The organism is Paenibacillus sp. FSL R7-0313, from assembly GCF_037969885.1.
Classification (GTDB): Bacteria; Bacillota; Bacilli; order Paenibacillales; family Paenibacillaceae; genus Paenibacillus.
Window position 1 is genome coordinate 6,712,996 of sequence record NZ_CP150219.1, and the last position, 17,621, is coordinate 6,730,616.

The window sequence follows — 17,621 nt, forward strand, 5'->3', positions numbered from 1 at the left end:
ACGCAACCTTTCTATAATGAAGTATTTCGGAAAGATCAAGAACATAGGCAACAGGCAACAATGAAACGGGAGGAGCTGGCCTTTCGCTTGCGATAGAGCCTGCTAGATAGAAGAGGTGACAGCATGAGACTGTCAAAAATAATGCCCGCTATTGGGCAGAAGCCATTGAATGAGATGAGCTGATCCGGACGATCCGGCAAACAGCATGTATAAATCAACACGCAGCCGCTGGCACGGCTACTGAAATGGAGCGACGTTTTTTTGATATAGTTCTATTATTTTAACACCGACCTAACATCAGCGCAATTTAAACTTTTTAATACCTCTGATAAGAAATGTTTTGCAGTACAGCTTTACAGTAGTGACGTTTAAATTCATCTCTTTTTCGAATAATTATACACTTTTTATGCCAGAGTACAACTGAATTAAATTGCTGACAGAAGAAAATCGTTCCATGTGCGGCCTAGGTTTATCCATAATTCCACCAAATTTTCACTGCTTAAGCCAGCGAAAATTTACTTCTCTATGCATTTGTATACAAAATAGCCTGCAACCCCTTTTTGGGGCCACAGGCTATTTGCACTATTTGACTACTATATTGCATAATTTCACTACAAGAAAATAAAGTTTTTTTCAAAAATATGACCCTGCTGAAGATCAGGTTCGACTTATGCCGTCACAACTTGACCAGAATCAGCCTGTTCGACTTCTTTTTTCGGACGTCTGCCATTCCAGAGGAAGTAAGCAAGCGTCAGCAGAATGGATACACCTGCATAGATGCTAAGAATTCCTGCCTGATGCCACATCACATCCAGATTACCACTCGATACCACGGCTTTGAAGCCCATAATGCTGTGTGTCATTGGCAACCAAGGGCTAAATGCCTGAAGCCATGATGGAATCAGTTCTACCGGGAAGGTTCCTGCACTCGCCGCAAGTTGGAAGACCAGCAGCAGAATGACAACATACCGTCCAGGCAGATCCAGCCAGGTTACAAGTGCCTGAACAATCAACATGAAGGTCAGCCCCGTAATAATGGTAAACAGATAGAACAGCCCTACGCTGTGCGTCTCCAGTCCAAGACCATATAACATGAAGCTTGCCACGATAACCGATTGGAAAATGCTCACCGAGCCAAATACCAGTGTCCGGCTGACAAAACGATTCCAGCCTGTTGCACCAGGTACGGACGTTTCCCGCATTTTCAATACAATCGTGGAAATCAACGATCCTACAAACAGACCGATCGACAGGAAGAACGGTGTCAATCCTGTACCATAATTGCTTACGTTCTCTGCTGTGTTCTCCGAGGAGTTCACCGGTTCAGCGAACATGTTCACTACATCATCCGTTTTCTTAACTTCGGATGTTTTCTGTGCGGCATCATTCAGCTTGGTTTCAAGTTCACTTGAGCCATCTTTTAGTTCAGTAAGACCGTCAGCCAGTTTACCTGCTCCATCACCCAGTTGCTTGGAACCATCGGTTAGTGAACTAACGCCACCACTTAGTTTACCTACACCCGTTTGCAAAGCTGTTGTCCCTGAGCCCAGCTGCTTGGCACCATCTGCAAGCAATGTACCGCCACTTGCAGCATCGCCCAGCTTGCCGCTGAACTGCTTCAGGCCATCGGAGAGCTTCGCTCCTCCTTGACTAAGCTGTCCGGCACCAGCCAGCAATTGCTTCTGACCATCCACCAGTTGGTTCGCACCAGCAAGAAGTTGCTCCTGGCCTCCATGAAGCTCGACTGCACCCGCAGCCAGTTGCTGGTTGCCCTGATGCAGCTGATCTGCACCTTGCGCCAGCTTCTGCTCGCTCTCATGCAGTTGTGCACTGCCATCAGCGACAGCCTCACTTGCCGCAAGCAGCTTCTGTACATCCGCATTTTCGGCCAGTTCGGGGTTCGATGCAGCAAGCTGTTTCAATCCGGCGGCTACGCCCTGTGCACCATCAGCAACCTTGGAGCTGCCATCTACAGCCGATTGCAAGCCTGTTGCCAGTGTGCCGCTGCCCTGAACGGCACTTTGCAGACCATCCGACAGCTTCGCACTGCCCTGTTCTGACGATTTCAGGCCAGACTGCAACTTACTTGTGCCATCCAGTGAAGACTGGAGTCCGGTTTCCAACTTGGCGCTGCCATCCTTCAACTGATCTGCCCCGCTCTGAAGCTGGCTCGAAGCAGCTGCCTGAAGCTGTTGCAGACCGGATACAAGATTCGATGTTCCACTTTCAAGCTTGGTTGCCCCTGTGTGCAGCGCGTTAACACCATCACTTAACGGAGAAAGTCCTTCCTGAAGTTCAAGCGTTCCGGATGCAAGCTTCGCCAGGTTATCCTTGAGCTTAACAGCACCATCATCCAGTTTGCCTGCGCCGGTATTCAGTTCACCTGCCCCATCGCCTGCCTCAGCCAAGCCATCCGATACTTCGGAGAACTTGTCGAGCAATGTCTCTGCATAGGATTCCGTTACTTTGGCTGAGACTTTTGCTTTCAGGTCCTTAATAGCGGTCTTACCGATCTGTGCACCGACAAAGCTGTAATTGCCATTCGGTTCATAGATCAGATCAGCCGGCTCCGGCTTGTCATCGAGCAATGTTGTTGCTTGGGATGAGAAGTTCTCCGGAATCGTAATTTGCATATAATATTTGTCATTACTCATGCCTTCTTTGGCTTGGCTTGCACTGACAAAATCCCATTTGAAATCGGCATTTTTCTTCAGTTCATCCACCAGATCACTACCTACATGGAGGGATTTGCCCTCCAGCTCAGCACCTTTATCCAGATTAACAACGGCAACCGGCATCTCATCCACATGACCATACGGGTCCCAATATGCCGCCAGATAGATGCCACTATACAGGATCGGTATAAACATAATTGCAATAACAGGGATCAACACCTTCGGGTTTCTCACGGCCGATCCCACATCCTTGAAAAACACGGATAAAGATTTCATGTCATTTTCTCCCCTTAATCTCTCTGCTCCATGAGCAGGAATAACCATAATGAAATACAATGTCGCATTCCAGAAAACATACTGAAACACGAAGTGACTACTTTCCTCAAACGGTCACTTCAGGGCAAAAAAACAACCTGTCTTCCGACAAGCCTCCCTGCTTGATACGCATAAAAATCCTTATATTATAGTAGATTAAATTCGGATTACGTTACAGCAGCAATTCCTTCCATTAAGAAAAGGCGAAAGTAAGTCTTAATTTCCTCTTTGCTCAGCGGTTGATGTTGTTTGCTCCAGTCTGAGGTTAATGCAATATACAGGCGAATCATCATAAATGCGACGACTTGCGGATCACAATCTCGAATCTCTCCATTGTCTTTTGCTTTCTCAAGCTCCTTAGCCAGAAAGTCGGAGATTACTTTCTCCACCTTGTCCAAACCTTCCTTGGCCTGCAGCGTTCCAAAGTCCTTCAGCTCCTGAGATAACTTAACGAGCAGATCGTGATCACGACGAAACTCCAACAAGGCATCCAGTACTCGAAACAGATTATCGAAAAATGCACTTTCCTGATGCACTTCACGATGCGCGATGTTCTTCATTTCCTGAATCACTTCTACAAGGATCTGATCAAACAATTGTTCCTTATTGGTGAAAAACGTATAGATCGTTCCTTTGCCAACGTTCGCAATCTTGGCGACCTGATCCATCGTCGTTGCTTTGTATCCAAACATGGCAAACGACTGGGCTGCTGCATGAATAACCTGCTGTCTCCTGTCAATCGGAGCCATCTAATCCCTCCTTTAATCGCACTCATTGTTCAATCGCTCTACATAAATGACCAAAAATACAATTCAGTCATTCGGTCAAAAACTACAATACCACCTTCGAAAACAGATTGCAACCCTAACATTTTAAAAATTGTGTTAATATTTTTTAACCTAAATGCAGTGGAAACTCCTTCTGTCGTCGTCTATAGTGTAAGATGACTCAGATAATACGTATATATAATGAAGTTTAGGTTGTCTCATTGTAAGATATATGGTGTAAATATTCATAGAAGAAACATGATTTTGCGCTTCAATGTATATTCATGTAGTAACGCATTCCATAGCTAGAATAAACAATGAATATCTTCATTTTGAATTAAAACTTATGAATAAAGGTGAACTCATGCGAAAACCAAGAGTGCTCTTATTATCGGAAGGTTTCGGTACCGGTCACACTCAGGCCGCTCATGCGCTGGCACATGGCATCAAAAAAGTCAGTCCACATGTTCACAGTCGTGTCATTGAACTAGGCAAATTTTTGAACCCAACCGTAGCTCCACTAATTTTCTCTGCATATCGAAAAACACTATCGGTTCAACCCAAACTGGTCAGCCTGTTGTACCGCACACAGTACAACAAATCTTTAAATGGTTTTACCAAGCTGGCGTTGCACCGAATTTTCTATACACAGACGGCACAGGTCGTATCCCAACTGAAACCCGATGCGGTGATCTGTACCCATCCTTTTCCGAATGCTGTCATCTCCCGGCTCAAACGCCAGGGTCTGAATATCCCACTCTATACCGTTGTGACGGATTATGACGTGCACGGAACATGGATTAATCCGGAAGTGAACAAATATCTGGTCTCTACCCCTCAGGTCAAAGCTTTGCTTGAGATCCGTGGTGTCGATCCCTCCCATATTCAGATCACTGGAATCCCTGTGCATCCAGACTTCTGGGAAGCAGGAGATAAGGTGAAGCTACGGGAAGAGATGGGGCTTCAGAACATGCCTACGGCGCTACTTATGGGTGGTGGATGGGGACTTTCGTTTGATGAGGATCATATGAAAGCTCTCACGTCCTGGGCAGATCGTGTTCAATTGGTCTTCTGTCTAGGAAGCAATGAAAAAATGATCGCAAAAATGAAGGAAATGCCTTGCTTCCATCATCCGAATATTCGTATTCTGGGATATACACGGGAAGTAAGCAAACTGATGGATGTATCCGATGTGCTGATCACCAAGCCAGGTGGCATGACATGCACTGAAGCGCTGGCCAAGGGTCTACCGATGTTGTTCATTCCTCCGATTGCAGGTCAAGAGGAAGAGAACTGTGAATACTTTGTACAAGCCGGATACGGCCAGGTCATTCACTCTGCCGACGTGATCACCAATCGTTTCAGACAACTAGTGGAACAGGCGTCTACTCAAACTGAAAGCCCGCTGAACGTAGCACATATTTCAGGTAACCATTCGGCCTATGATCCGAAGTGCTGTGCTCAAGCTGTTCATAACTTATTGTTCCCGACTACGGCAGAAGTCACAACAACCTCCGTGGAGCGCTTCACAGCCGGAATTGCTGCCACGTCCTTGTCAGGTACCAGAATACCATTCTGACGCCTCTATGGACCTATAGAACAGCTCTCACGAGGTGTTATAGGGGACAAGACAATTGCTCACGATATACAAAGAAGGTTCCCTTCCAAATTTTTGGAAGGGAACCTTCTTTTATTTTCACTAATTCCACCGTATGATTTGGCTGAAAAAAGGGTAATTTAGAGTATAACGATATTTTAAATAACGAAATAAAACTACGATTCAGGCTTTTTAAAGGGCCGTGTGATGCACACACAGTTAACTACCCTGCCTGTTTGCAGAATTTACGGGTCGATTACTTGTAAAAAGTATGATGACCGATCGTTTTTACTTTTTTCTGCGAGCGGGCAACTGTCAGATCGTCGGCAAGCGTCAATGATAAGAAATAATACGTATCATCAGCAACTTCCTTCTTCCCGTTCAACGCAGCATTCACTGCTTTGATGCTGTCCTCGTTGGGAACCACACGTTTCATACGTCCGTTCGCTACAGGACTAAACTGGGATTTCTGATAGATGACCTTGTAAATGGTATCGGGAAAATTGGCTGACCGCAGCCGGTTTAAGACAACATTGGCAACTGCCACTTTGCCTTCGTACGGTTCACCTTCCGCTTCTGCCATGACGATTTTTTGCAGCAGATGCAGTTCTTTATCGGACACACTGTATGACCAGGTTGCGAGTTTCGAGTCTTCCTGGTTCAGAAGTTTGGTCCGTGTAAAGTATAGTTTTTGGGGGGGAGTTGTTACAGCAGCGACTTCTTTGGCACGTTTCACTTTGGCCAATTTCAGTGCAGCTTCTTTTTTGGCTTTGGCCGCAGCTACCGCTCTAGCTTTGTTCTTGGCCTTGGCTTCTTGCAGTTCCTGCTCTTCTTGAGCAGTCGTAAGCCAGTTCTTCGCTGGCAGAGATTCAGTCCACGCTACGGTTTGGGCAGACAGATTAGAAGACAGACTTGTCCCATCTTCCATCATACGCCTCTCTTCTTGCGTAGATGTTTGGTTATTTTGCACAGAAGCCGCAAGTTCGGTCATCTGTTTACTATCACTAGCTTCATTCCACTTCCCCGTCGCCTGAACGACATTTACCCCCACTATACATACAAGCAGCACTGATAACATCGGTGCTACCCAACGATTTTTGCTTATAATGTTCATTCGAAGATTCCTCCTGTCGAAACAATTCCCTTAACTAAGTAACCCAAAAAAAAGAATTTGAATAACGATGGCTAATATTACATAGGGATAAACGTTATGTCAATGTGATTTTATGGCATAAAAATGATTATCAGGAAAAAGCGAACGTATCCACGACCTCATACATTGGCGATTGGCCCAGCCTTGTCACATAAAGTACAATGTCCTCCACCATCCATGAATTAGCACCTGTGGAATGTTCCGGAAGCACTCCAGATACCCCTTTATTTTCATTACCTGGAAGCTGTCCCAGATATTTTCTGGCAATGGTAATGTGGGGAGCATAAGGTCTTAATTCAGCTTCATACCCAAGGGGCGAAGTCGCCTGCACGATTTGTTTTTGCAATGAAAACAAGTGCTCTATCTCTCCGCTAACACCTTTCCAAAGCACCTTAGGTGCTTCTTCAAGTCCAAATGTGCCCCAATCGGAAAGCTGAAGTTCAAACCGCTGAAATCCGCTTGCTGCTGAGCGCAATGCTTTTCGCAGGTGCCCGATGTCACTAACTAACGTATCCCCCAGAAATTGCAAGGTTATATGATAATCTCTATGATCTGTCCATTTACGAAAATCTAGCTTGTTCTGTACAAGCCTTGCATCCATCTGAAGAGACTGCTGAACAGCAACAGGAAGACGAATTGCCACAAACAATCTTTCCCGTCGGGATGAATGATCCTGATGTGATTGGTTATTCATTGCATACACCTCTCTAAAGTTCGCTCTATTATTTCATGACCATACATATCGTTTCAAGTTGGGTAAGTATAGAGTGACACAAATATAACCATTTGCAAATAAGGCTAGATTCCTGCATTTCCCACCTTAATGCACATCCAACACCAAATCTGATACACTTTAATTATCAAACTCATCAAACTATTTATCTCAGGAGGACCACACATTATGGGTAAAATTGTATGTTTTCCATCTCTATCCGAAGAACAGCAACAACGCATTCAGCATGCTGCACCGGGATACACCCTGAAATTCGGAAAAGCCAAGGAATTGGACCCTGCTGAGTTGAAAGAAGCTGAGATTATTCTCGGCTGGTCCCCACTCGTCACAGAACATGCATTGAAACAGGACAGCCTGTTGAAGTGGGTTCAGGTCTGGTCTGCCGGTGTGGACAATCTCCCCTTCGCAGATTTGCAACAAAAGAACGTTCAGGTCACCAGTGCAAATGGAGTTCACGCGATTCCAATCACCGAAATTATTCTGGGCATGATGTTATCCCACAGTCGCTGGCTGAGACAAGCTATGCTGCATCAACAGCAGGCCGAATGGAAAGCTCCTGCCAAACCACTGCCGGAACTGCATGGCAAAACAGCAGTCATCGTTGGTGTAGGTGAGATTGGCACAGAAACAGCCCGTATTCTCAAAGCCCTCGGCATGCGTACGATCGGAGTTCGCCGCTCAGGTAAGGATGTCCCCAATGTGGACCAAATGTACGACATGACCGGTTTACATGAAGCCTTGAGCCAGGGCGATTATGTAATTAACATTTTACCGCTAACTGATGAAACCAAACATATATATGATCAAACTGCATTTGAGCAGTTCCGATCCGGTGCCTGCTTCGTCAATGTCGGCCGTGGCCCCAGTGTGAATACGGAAGCGTTGCTGAATGCACTCCAAAACGGCCAGGTTGCCTTCGCCGCACTGGACGTGTTCGAAGAAGAACCTCTTCCTGCAGACCACCCGCTATGGGGCATGGATAACGTGTTAATTACGCCTCATATCGCAGGAAGTACAGAGCAATACGCGGATCGAGCAGTCGATATTTTCGTCAAAAATCTGGAAGCTTACGTCGCTGGCGATACCCTGCCGGTGAACCTTGTGGATTATAGTCATAAATATTAACACAAACACCCGTTCCCATGCAATATTGTGCAAATCAGATCAACGATATACATTGAACTAAAGAATATTTCTGTCCTCTACGTTCTCGTCTAAACAGTTAGTTCAATTGAAATGTACACAGTAAAAAGCTCTACCTCTGGTAAGTTTCCCTAGAGGTAGAGCTTTTGTTTTTTTACGCTTACATACATAGCCAAATATGACGTATAAACGTGCCTTTGTGTACTGTTCGGTACTCTTTTACAGTCCATCCCGCTTCCAACAAGTGCTCTTCTACCCACTCTGTGGAAACAACCACCGCCCGTTTTGCCAATCTGCGCAAACTCTCCAGCATGGCTCGTTGCTCAGCATCCGGAAGTACAGAGCAGAGATTATAAGGCATGTCCAGAATTGCTGCATCATACAGATCTTGCAGTTCATTCATATCCCCCAGTGTGATTCGATCTGAATCATATCCATAATGCGGCAGATTGATTCGCGCACCTCGGACAGCCAGAGGATTGAGATCGTTACCTTTTGCATCAATTCCCATGGATAAAGCCTCAATGACAACCGTTCCCATACCGCAGCACGGATCAAGTAATCGGTTGTTTTCCACGTTCGGAACAGCAATATTAACCAGCGCTCTCGCAAGCGTGATGCCAAATCCAGTTGAGTAATTTTGCGGCTTCTGCCGATGAACCTGCCATGATCGATCAGCTTCTGTCCACTGGCCCAAGATCCATTTTTCTCCTGTTCGGATTAGGCCGAAAGTCACCTTAGGTTGCTTCATCTGTGCCTTGCCTTTAATGCACATACCAACTTCTTTTTCCAGTTGGCGAGACTGTTCATAATCAGGGGCATGATCGCCTTCTTTCAGACAAACTACCTTAAATGTCTCTTCTGGCAACAGATGAATCTCTTTGGCAAGAGGAAGCAGATCAGTCACGCTGCCCCCTTCGCCGATCACGTCCAGTCTGCCGTGAATAAAAGGGCTGCGTCCAGGTGGAATACATCGTTCAGACCACACATAAGACCCCATATCCATACGGATCTCTGAACTCGGTTCAAGCAGCGTATTCAGCTCCAGCATGCATAATTCGCGCTCGTTCTCGTGGCAAGCAAAGGTGTAGAGGTGTTTCCCAGAAGTACCGTGTGTACCCAGTGTTTCATCAGGCAAAATCCTCCTCCCCTTCCTTCATTAATCATGTTTCTTCTATATAAATAGTAAGCTCATTGAAGACATATCAAATATCGGCTGTTACGAAAGCTTCAGGTAGTCATTGTATACAATGTTAGACCGCTAGACAACAAAAAATAAAAACACCCTCGTCCTGATCGGGACGAGAGTGCTCTTTAATTAGATCAAACCGGATATTTTCAATAAGCGTTCTACAATAGCTGCAACTTCGGCTCGTGTCATATTAGCTTTAGGTGCAAGCATAGCCTCGCTACGACCAGTAACAATTCCGGCAATCAGCACATTCTCGATGTCATCTGTTGCCCATGAAGAAGCTTTTACTGCATCTTCAAAAGCAAAGATTCCTCGTTTGGAACTATTCATAGCGAGCTTTTCATCCACCCCTGTGATCGTCATCGCTTTGGCGATGATCACCATCGCCTGCTCACGCGTAATTTTATCAGTGGGATGGAAGGTTCCATCTTTAAATCCATTAATCAGACCATAGTTGTACGCTGTTTGAATGGCAGAATTATACCAAGCCGCAGCACTTACATCGCTAAAGACTGTGCCACTGTCTTTCAGCTTCAAGCCAAGCCCCCTAACCATAACTGCTGCAAACTCAGCACGCGTAATGTCATCGTCAGGATTGAACAGCCCATTGCCTACTCCATTAATAACCAGTCGCGAGCCCATGTTATTCACTGAATCCTTGGCCCAATGCTTCGCTACATCTTCGAATTCAAGAGGGTTCCAGATGATGGAGTATGCACTGTTCGTTAAGCTGTTAATTGTGGCGTAATATTTCCCGTCATTTCGGATTACTTTCGTAGGAACATGGCGAACCGCTCCATCGGGCTCTACTACAATTCCGGTTGTAATCTGATTGGGATTAACTCCATCAGGTATGGCGATGGTACGTTCCACATAAGCATTAAAATGAGTTACAGGAATAACTTTATCACCATAAATTCCGCGTATTGAGAAATCAAGGGATGGAGCAACAAGCTTGAAGTTACCTTTATTGGCGGAACTTTGGACAACGTTCAACATATCGTCGTTCAAAGCACCCACTTCAACCTGGATTGTGACATCCTTGAGGTCGATCGTTTGACCGAGTTGCTTGGCAATCTCACCCACATTAATACGCAAAGCAGGAATGGTATAAGTTGCAAGCTCCGTTCTAATCTCAAGAATGGCTTGCTTTTCTTCCATACTTTTAATCATCTGTCCTGTCAACTCACCAATTATAATATCAGATTTATTCGAACTAAACGGAATCGTTATAACTGCCCCTTGGCCTTCACTGGCAAGTTTGCTTTCAAAGACAGACTGGTCAACCCTGATCGTTGTAACCTGTCGATTATTAACCGTCGTATCCGTAGCTACTCCGATTTTCTCCAAACGGCCGTTGATCCAAATATCCACACCCTTGCCGACTTCAGTTGGTGGGGTTGTTGAAGTTGGTTGCTGCGTCGTTGAATTCGATGGTACTGTTGATCCCCCTCCGCCACTGGAGGCAACAACGGGTATAACCGTATTTGAGTTAACCGAAGCTTCACTCGCTCCAACTGCATTTAATGCTTTTACAGTAAATCGATAGCCTGTTCCGTTCGTCAGGCCTGTTACCGTAATTGGACTGGATATCCCTGTTGCAACAATCTGACCAGATTGATCAAGGATTTGATACCCCGTAATCATACTTCCACCATTATTGGCAGGAGCAGTGAATGTGATAGTTGCTCTGCCATCTCCGGCTATAGCTGAAATATCCGTCGGTATTCCCGGTAACGTTTGTGGTGTTGCCTGCTTTTCATTAGAAAGCGCACTGTTCCCGCCCGCATAAACAGCTTTTATTACAAAATAATACGTTGTTCCGTTTGTTAAGCCTGTAACATCATATTCGAACACTGAATTACTCACGGAAGCAATTTCTGTTCCGTATGCGCCGGATTGAAGAGCTTGGTAGATTTTATAACCCGTTGCGCCATTTGAAGGGCTCCACTGCAAGCTGACTCGTGCATTTTGAACAACGGCCTCTGTTAAGAGGGGGGCTTCACCGATCGTCGGCGTGGAATCACTCACCGTCACAGTCAGCACTTGCGCCGCTCCTGCGCTAAAGTTGAACGTCAGGCTTGTCGTGCCCTCCGTCTGTTGCGCCAGATAGGCTTTGCTGATTGTCACCACGTTACCGGACAACGTGTAGTCTGTTCCAGCTGTCAGCGTTGTCGCTCCATTCGTGATGCTGCTCAGCGTGTTGCCGTTTAGCGTCAGAGTTACGCTCACATCTGCTTGCGCTGACGTTTCTTTATCAAAGCTTGCTGTTGTTTGGCTCAGACTGCTGTCTTCTGGTGCAGGTGGCGTGGAATCACTCACCGTCACAGTCAGCACTTGCGCCGCTCCCGCGCTAAAGTTGAACGTCAGGCTTGTCGTGCCCACCGTCTGCTGTGCCAGATAGGCTTTGCTGATCGTCACCACGTTACCAGACAACGTGTAGTCTGTTCCGGCTGTCAGCGTTGTTGCTCCATTCGTGATGCTGCTCAGCGTGTTGCCGTTCAGCGTCAGGGTCACACTCACATCTGCTTGCGCTGACGTTTCTTTATCAAAGTTCGCTGTTGTTTCGCTCAAACTGCTGTCTTCTGGTTCAGGTGGCGTGGAATCACTCACCGTCACAGTCAACACTTGCGCCGCTCCCGCGCTAAAGTTGAACGTCAGGCTTGTCGTGCCCTCCGTTTGTTGCGCCAGATAGGCTTTGCTGATTGTCACCACGTTACCGGACAACGTGTAGTCTGTTCCGGCTGTTAGCGTTGTTGCTCCATTCGTGATGCTGCTCAGCGTGTTGCCGTTCAGCGTCAGGGTCACACTCACATCTGCTTGCGCTGACGTTTCTTTATCAAAGTTCGCTGTTGTTTCGCTCAAACTGCTGTCTTCTGGTTCAGGTGGCGTGGAATCACTCACCGTCACAGTCAACACTTGCGCCGCTCCCGCGCTAAAGTTGAACGTCAGGCTTGTCGTGCCCACCGTCTGCTGTGCCAGATAGGCTTTGCTGATCGTCACCACGTTACCAGACAACGTGTAGTCTGTTCCGGCTGTCAGCGTTGTTGCTCCATTCGTGATGCTGCTCAGCGTGTTGCCGTTCAGCGTCAGGGTCACACTCACATCTGCTTGCGCTGACGTTTCTTTATCAAAGTTCGCTGTTGTTTCGCTCAAACTGCTGTCTTCTGGTTCAGGTGGCGTGGAATCACTCACCGTCACAGTCAACACTTGCGCCGCTCCCGCGCTAAAGTTGAACGTCAGGCTTGTCGTGCCCACCGTCTGCTGTGCCAGATAGGCTTTGCTGATCGTCACCACGTTACCAGACAACGTGTAGTCTGTTCCGGCTGTCAGCGTTGTTGCTCCATTCGTGATGCTGCTCAGCGTGTTGCCGTTCAGCGTCAGGGTCACACTCACATCTGCTTGCGCTGACGTTTCTTTATCAAAGTTCGCTGTTGTTTCGCTCAAACTGCTGTCTTCTGGTTCAGGTGGCGTGGAATCACTCACCGTCACAGTCAACACTTGCGCCGCTCCCGCGCTAAAGTTGAACGTCAGGCTTGTCGTGCCCTCCGTTTGTTGCGCCAGATAGGCTTTGCTGATTGTCACCACGTTACCGGACAACGTGTAGTCTGTTCCGGCTGTTAGCGTTGTTGCTCCATTCGTGATGCTGCTCAGCGTGTTGCCGTTCAGCGTCAGGGTCACACTCACATCTGCTTGCGCTGACGTTTCTTTATCAAAGTTCGCTGTACCTGGACTGATCGCCGATGAAGAAGTTACCGATGTCGCCAAGACCAGTTTGTTCGGCCCGGATACAACAATCTCATCGTTTACACTCATTAACGCAGATGCTCCCAGTGTGTTATCCAAACTAGATGAGGTATACCAAGTAACCCCGTCATCATTGGAATAATAAATATCATTGACCTTATAAGTGCTATTTGTAAGTAATGCATATAACGTGTTGTCTTTCTTCCCTATAAATGTTGATCCACCATACAACAAATATCCACCCGTGAACCGAGCAGAAGACCACGTCACCAGATCAGGGCTCGTACGCGTAATCACCTCGTAGGTTGATGAATCGTACCCTAGCAAGATATACTGACTTCCATCATAAATAATATTCCCCATAAAATCGGTGGTATTTGGATAATCGCCCGAACGATCTGTCCAATGAATTCCATCTGGTGAAGTTAGAATAGCCACTTCACTAATATTTCCATTGGAGTTATAAGAATTGCCTAAAGCCACAAATTCATTGTTAATATAGGTAACAGAGGATAGATAATTCAATAAACTGGATGGGACTGTCTGACTGGTCCATGTTACACCATCCATAGAAGTCTCAATAACCGCCTGATTGGAGACTGCACCTACAGTAACGAAGAGCCCAGCCCCGTATGCAATATCGGTCAAATATTCCGCACCCATCAAGCTGCTCTGAAGCCCCCAGTTGGTACCATCAGAAGAAGTAGCCAAGCTTGTCTCTCCATGATACGGTCCAGCAACTGCTACATACTTACCATTCCCCTGGGCTACAGATGTAAACGCATCCGCTTGTCCGGACATCTCCACCTTCGTCCATGAAGACAAATCAGTCGAAATCCAGATCGTTCCTTCTTTCCCTAACTGTCCAGCCGCAATATACTTGCTGCCATCAAATATAATTTCGTTAAAATTACCGCCCCATTTATACTTCCAGTCGGAGCCCGTATCCGAGACGCTCAATCCCTCGTTACCAAGCAAAAAATATTTGCCGTTTATATACTCTGCTTGCTGATCAACAAATTCTCTCTCGTAAGGCTGCAACGTCCAATTGATTGCATCCGTTGATGTATAAACTGCCCCATACTTGCTCCCCTCGCTACCAAACAGATAATACGTAGTTCCATCATAAAAACCTTTTCGCATCTGGTTGGTTCCAGTTGAAAAAGTCTGTTTAAATGGAGGACCCATTAGGGTGAATGTCACGAGATCCGTAGAGGTCCAGATGAATCCACTAATATCGGCCATAAAATAACGATCATTCATCCATTTCAGGAAATTGGCTCCATTAGCTGGAATAGAATCCGGAGTGTATGGCTGGATTGAAGTCCAGTCGGTACCCGTAGTTGTCGAATAAATCTTTCCTTCTTCACTGGAAAATGCTAACCGAGTTCCGTTATTCCCCACCGTCACCTGTGTAAGTTGTTTATCAGCACCTATTCCCGTTGGGGTAACGGTGGTCCAGTTCGTTCCATCCGTTGAAGTGAGATATCTACCTTTCGCAAGTGCATAAAAAGCCCCTGTACCGTTAAAGGTTAAAAATTCAATCCGGTATAACAGAAGATCCGTGCCCGAGGCACGTTGCGTCCAATCCTCCCCGTTAGCAGAACTGAGGATAACCCCATCACTACCGACAGTGACAAAGGCGCCATTACCATAAGCAACACCATAAAAAGTAAAACTGGAGGGATCTGTTACCCCGGTATAATTAATGTCCGCAATTGTTTTTACATTCTCCCAATGATCAGCATCGGCAGATTGAATAATCGTTCCCTTTTCGCCAACAGCGATATAGCGTCCGTTACCATATGCTGCATCTGACATCGAACCGGTAGGTAGCGTCTCTTTACTCTTCGTTACAAAGGAGTGAGGCACAGCAGGAGCAGCGTAAATATAAGGCGCACCGGCTTGAATCATCGTTAGAAAAGCAAGTAATACCATTCCTGTTCGTGAAAAAATCGATGACTTAAACCTTCTTGTCATAGTTCTTTGCCTCCATAATCATACTTATCAAATTCATATCAAATTCCAATTACACACTTCCACTGTCTCTTTTCCGCTTTACCCCATTCCAGAGTTGAAGTGAACGTAGACCTCCTTCCACCGGTAATTTCCTCCCCCTGTTTCTTGCACTTTTCGAAACCTCATACAACAGGTAGAATGATACACTTTTAAATTCGATAAAATTTTTAAGAATTCCTTTTAAAAATATATCGAAATCATATTTTTTTTGCATTTTTTTGTCGAATTACGATATATAAGCTGTTAATATCTACTTAATTTACTCCAGATACTTATTAAATTGGTTATTAAGGCCTATTTATTATAAAATTTCAGTCTTACGTTTTCCCTTCTATCGAATCAACTGACGGAAACTAACAGTTCATCAAAAAAACAAGGCCTCCCCTGTATTTGGGAAAACCTTGTTTTTGGAAACGACTTTATGTTTCTTTTATTATAAGAAGAAAGTTATATTTTTAATTTTTCAATGGATGTAAGCAAATCTTCCGATAATTCTTTCAGACTTTGAATGTTGCCGCTAATCGTTTCCATGGAACTTACTTGCTCTTCCGCCGATGCAGAAACTTCTTCCACACTCGCTGCCGATTGTTCCGAAACAGCGGAAATCTGCTGACTGAAATCATTCATTCGTCCGCTTGCTTCCTGCATGCCTGCCAGTCCATCTGTCATCGTGCTGATGACACCAACCATGCCTTCTACCGATTCGTTAATTGTACGGAAGAGTTGACCTGAAGCAAGCACATGTTCCTGACCCAGTTCGGTCTCCTGAACGCCTGTACGTAATTCCGAAACCACCCCTTGTGACTCTTGCTGAATATCCTCGGTAATCGCCGTGATCTCTTCGACCGAAGTCTGCACAGCCTCAGATAACTTCCGCACTTCTGATGCAACTACAGCGAATCCACGTCCACTCTCTCCCGCACGTGCTGCCTCAATAGAGGCATTCAATGCCAAAAGATTGGTTTGGCGTGCAATGTCATGAATGACCTGAACCAGTTTGGAAATATCTTCATTTTTACGATTCAACCGTTCCATCTTGTTCATGGAAGCCGAGACCGAACCGGAAATCTGTTGCATCTGCTGCACCGACTGTTCCATCGCCTTGCGACCATTCAGCCCTTGTTCCAGAACAAGATCCGACATGACGCGCAGCTGGCTGCCTTGTTCCGTATGATTTTGAATGTGATCATTCAACGCTTCAACCGTCCGGGCTGATTCCACGGCTGTCTCTGCCTGGCTCTCTGCGGCCTTGGCTGACTCTTCCATGGTCACAGCAATTTGGCGACTACCAATCTTAACCTCTTCTGAGGATATTGCCAGTTCCCCACTTTGCAGATTGACAGCTTCCGCAATTCGTCTGACGCTCAGAACCATGGAAGTCAGGTTACCTTTCATGTCATTCACCGCTTTGGCCAGAACACCGACTTCATCCTCATGTTTGGTATGTATGTCCTGAACATTCAATTGGCCTTCTGCAATCAGTTTCACCGCACTAATGACACGTAGCAGTGGTTTCACGACTTGTGAACGAATAATCGGAATGCTGATCGCTGTAATGACAATCATGACAAGAACACCGATAATGATGCTTAACCTACCATCCTGCACCGATCTGATCGTTTGGGCCGCCGCAAGATTGGACTGTTCCTGATTATATTCCACGAGATAATCGAGATCGACTTGCATGGTGTCAAAGGAATCAGCACCTTTATCAGCTACTTCCTTCGCCAGCTGTGTCTGACCCTCATCACTCAGCTTAATCGATTGCGTATTAATCTTGAGATATGCTTCCCACTTGTTCTTGAACGCAGTCCAGTGTTCGAGCTCTTCCGGAGACTTCTCCTGCTGATCATAGATTTTAATCGCCTGCGTCGTTTCACGAATATACTTGGTACGCTCTTCTGACAAGGATGCCTTGTCTGTTTCTTCCGCGTCAAAGTGACGATAACTTAGTGACAGGACATGCTCTGTGGTATAATTTAACCGGTTAATTTGCTGGATTGATGGCATCCAATTGTTCGTAATTTCATTAGTGTTGGTTTCAATTGAATTCATCCGGGTGACAATCGTGACACTCAAAATAATTAAACAGAGGATTAACAAGTAGAACGCGATGCTGATACGCAGACCGATACTCTTGATCTTAAATCTGCTGAACATATGATTTCCCCCTTGACCTCTTCGGTCATCCCGAATTCAGGTGCTTTTGTCATTGTTTTCCCCTTCTTTTGACCTCTTGCCAAAAGAGCTTATCTATATTATATCGATAGGAAAATAGAC

General features: G+C 45.9%; 9 protein-coding genes. 2 read left to right on the forward strand and 7 right to left on the reverse strand.

The features are described from left to right. Nucleotides 1–668: 668 nt before the first annotated feature. Both NSQ38_RS29485 and NSQ38_RS29490 read right to left on the reverse strand, forming a co-directional pair. Nucleotides 669–2,951 (reverse strand): YhgE/Pip domain-containing protein, encoded by a 2,283-nt coding sequence (locus NSQ38_RS29485; RefSeq protein WP_339785687.1) that lies wholly within the window; start codon nucleotides 2,949–2,951, stop codon nucleotides 669–671. Between the two features lie 206 nt (nucleotides 2,952–3,157). Then, nucleotides 3,158–3,739 carry a TetR/AcrR family transcriptional regulator gene (locus tag NSQ38_RS29490; RefSeq protein WP_036611349.1) on the reverse strand — a complete coding sequence of 194 codons (582 nt, stop codon included), beginning with the start codon at nucleotides 3,737–3,739 and terminating at the stop codon, nucleotides 3,158–3,160. Between the two features lie 382 nt (nucleotides 3,740–4,121). On the opposite strand from NSQ38_RS29490, the gene NSQ38_RS29495 reads away from it, so the two are divergent. Beyond that, nucleotides 4,122–5,336 carry a glycosyltransferase gene (locus NSQ38_RS29495; RefSeq protein WP_339785689.1) on the forward strand — a complete coding sequence of 405 codons (1,215 nt, stop codon included), beginning with the start codon at nucleotides 4,122–4,124 and terminating at the stop codon, nucleotides 5,334–5,336. 274 nt (nucleotides 5,337–5,610) lie between these two features. Here NSQ38_RS29495 and NSQ38_RS29500 read toward each other — a convergent pair whose 3' ends face one another. After that, nucleotides 5,611–6,468 carry a cell wall hydrolase gene (locus tag NSQ38_RS29500; protein ID WP_091033869.1) on the reverse strand — a complete coding sequence of 286 codons (858 nt, stop codon included), beginning with the start codon at nucleotides 6,466–6,468 and terminating at the stop codon, nucleotides 5,611–5,613. A 130-nt stretch (nucleotides 6,469–6,598) separates the two neighbouring features. After that, nucleotides 6,599–7,201, reverse strand: coding sequence for an RNA 2',3'-cyclic phosphodiesterase (gene thpR, locus NSQ38_RS29505; RefSeq protein ID WP_339785690.1), 603 nt, complete (start codon nucleotides 7,199–7,201; stop codon nucleotides 6,599–6,601). Between the two features lie 207 nt (nucleotides 7,202–7,408). Here thpR and NSQ38_RS29510 point away from each other — a divergent pair, with 207 nt between their 5' ends. Beyond that, nucleotides 7,409–8,365, forward strand: coding sequence for a D-2-hydroxyacid dehydrogenase (locus NSQ38_RS29510; RefSeq protein ID WP_339785691.1), 957 nt, complete (start codon nucleotides 7,409–7,411; stop codon nucleotides 8,363–8,365). A 178-nt stretch (nucleotides 8,366–8,543) separates the two neighbouring features. On the opposite strand, the gene NSQ38_RS29515 is transcribed toward NSQ38_RS29510, so the two are convergent. The 3 genes from NSQ38_RS29515 to NSQ38_RS29525 all read right to left on the reverse strand — a co-directional run bounded on the left by NSQ38_RS29515 (nucleotide 8,544) and on the right by NSQ38_RS29525 (nucleotide 17,501). Continuing rightward, complete coding sequence (locus NSQ38_RS29515; RefSeq protein ID WP_339785693.1) at nucleotides 8,544–9,521, reverse strand: RNA methyltransferase; 978 nt, start codon at nucleotides 9,519–9,521, stop codon at nucleotides 8,544–8,546. Nucleotides 9,522–9,701: 180 nt separating this feature from the next. After that, on the reverse strand, nucleotides 9,702–15,302 hold the full coding sequence (locus NSQ38_RS29520) for a X2-like carbohydrate binding domain-containing protein (protein WP_339785696.1): 5,601 nt from the start codon (nucleotides 15,300–15,302) through the stop codon (nucleotides 9,702–9,704). A gap of 486 nt (nucleotides 15,303–15,788) precedes the next feature. Then, a complete protein-coding gene (locus NSQ38_RS29525; RefSeq protein ID WP_338591911.1) occupies nucleotides 15,789–17,501 on the reverse strand; it encodes a methyl-accepting chemotaxis protein in 1,713 nt (570 codons plus the stop codon). Nucleotides 17,502–17,621: the final 120 nt, after the last annotated feature.

Excerpts from the sequence above, each read along its gene's own strand:
- NSQ38_RS29485 (WP_339785687.1), bottom strand. The coding sequence starts at position 2,951 with ATGAAATCTTTATCCGTGTTTTTCAAGGATGTGGGATCGGCCGTGAGA.
- NSQ38_RS29520 (WP_339785696.1), bottom strand. The coding sequence starts at position 15,302 with ATGACAAGAAGGTTTAAGTCATCGATTTTTTCACGAACAGGAATGGTA.
- NSQ38_RS29495 (WP_339785689.1), top strand. The coding sequence starts at position 4,122 with ATGCGAAAACCAAGAGTGCTCTTATTATCGGAAGGTTTCGGTACCGGT.
- NSQ38_RS29510 (WP_339785691.1), top strand. The coding sequence starts at position 7,409 with ATGGGTAAAATTGTATGTTTTCCATCTCTATCCGAAGAACAGCAACAA.
- NSQ38_RS29525 (WP_338591911.1), bottom strand. The coding sequence starts at position 17,501 with ATGTTCAGCAGATTTAAGATCAAGAGTATCGGTCTGCGTATCAGCATC.
- NSQ38_RS29500 (WP_091033869.1), bottom strand. The coding sequence starts at position 6,468 with ATGAACATTATAAGCAAAAATCGTTGGGTAGCACCGATGTTATCAGTG.
- thpR (WP_339785690.1), bottom strand. The coding sequence starts at position 7,201 with ATGAATAACCAATCACATCAGGATCATTCATCCCGACGGGAAAGATTG.
- NSQ38_RS29490 (WP_036611349.1), bottom strand. The coding sequence starts at position 3,739 with ATGGCTCCGATTGACAGGAGACAGCAGGTTATTCATGCAGCAGCCCAG.